The 1,297-nt window shown below is 51.8% G+C and carries 1 protein-coding gene; it reads left to right on the top strand.

Annotated elements, in window-relative coordinates; translation table 11 throughout:
- The coding region (locus QZT26_RS17690) for a hypothetical protein (RefSeq protein WP_295104083.1) at positions 1 to 1,297 on the top strand (1,297 nt) is incomplete at both ends.

The raw sequence follows: 1,297 nt of genomic DNA, 5'->3' as shown, positions 1-1,297 counted from the left end.
CAAACCGTTCAACACCGGTGAAGGTAAGCGGTCTAGCCGATGTGATTGCCATTGCAGGAGGGGAGTCCCACACAATAGTCGTGAGGTCAGATGGCACGGTGTGGGCGTGGGGGCATAATGAAGGGGGTCAACTGGGAGACGGGTCAACGACAAACCGTTCAACACCGGTGAAGGTAAGCGGTCTAGCCGATGTGATTGCCATTGCAGGAGGGTATTCCCACACAATAGCCTTGAGGTCAGATGGCACGGTGTGGACGTGGGGGCATAATGAAGGGGGTCAACTGGGAGACGGGTCAACGACAAACCGTTCAACACCGGTGAAGGTAAGCGGTCTAGCCGATGTGATTGCCATTGCAGGAGGGTATTCCCACACAATAGTCTTGAGGTCAGATGGCACGGTGTGGACGTGGGGGCATAATGAAGGGGGTCAACTGGGAGACGGGTCAACGACAAACCGTTCAACACCGGTGCAGGTAAGCGGTCTAGCCGATGTGATTGCCATTGCAGGAGGGGTGTATCACACAATAGCCGTGAAATCAGACGGCACGATGTGGGCGTGGGGATATAATTGGTATGGTCAACTGGGAGACGGGACAACTATAAACAGTTCAACGCCAGTGCAGGTGAACGGCCTGACTGATGTAATTGCCATTGCCGGAGGATATTATCACACAATAGCCATGAAATCAGACGGCGCTGTGTGGACGTGGGGATTTAATTATTATGGTCAACTGGGAGACGGGTCTATAACAAACCGTTCAACACCGGCACAAAGATCGCTTTCCGGTATGAAATCCGTTGCTACCCCTACCGTGACGACAGGTTCAGCAACGTGTGTTAGTTTGAGTTCCGCATTACTGAACGGGTGGGTGAATGGCAACGGAGTGGCAACTACTGCGTGGTTTGATTATGGCACTAGCACGGGAATGTATTTCGACGCCACAAAAACTATTTCATGCGGAACCGGCTCAACGTACGTAGGTGCGACTTTAGGTGATTTAACGCCATGGACGACATACTATTGCAGGATAGCCTCTCAAAACATTGGAGGCATATACTATGGAAGCGAAACCACCTTTATGCCTCGGACTCAGATATCGGCAGGTGCATATCATACGCTAACACTGAAGCCAGATGGCACCGTGTGGGCATATGGGGCAAATTGGAATAGTCAACTGGGAGACGGGTCAACTACAGACAGTTCAACGCCAGTGCAGGTGAGCGGTCTAACCGATGCAATTGCCATTGCAGGAGGGGTGTATCACACAATAGCCATGAAATCAGATGGCACGGTGTG

It is taken from the genome of uncultured Candidatus Kuenenia sp. (genome assembly GCF_900696675.1).
In the GTDB taxonomy this organism is placed as follows: Bacteria; Planctomycetota; Brocadiia; order Brocadiales; family Brocadiaceae; genus Kuenenia; species Kuenenia stuttgartiensis_A.
The sequence above is the reverse complement of the archived record's forward strand: the minus strand, read 5'-3'. Positions and strand labels throughout refer to the sequence as shown.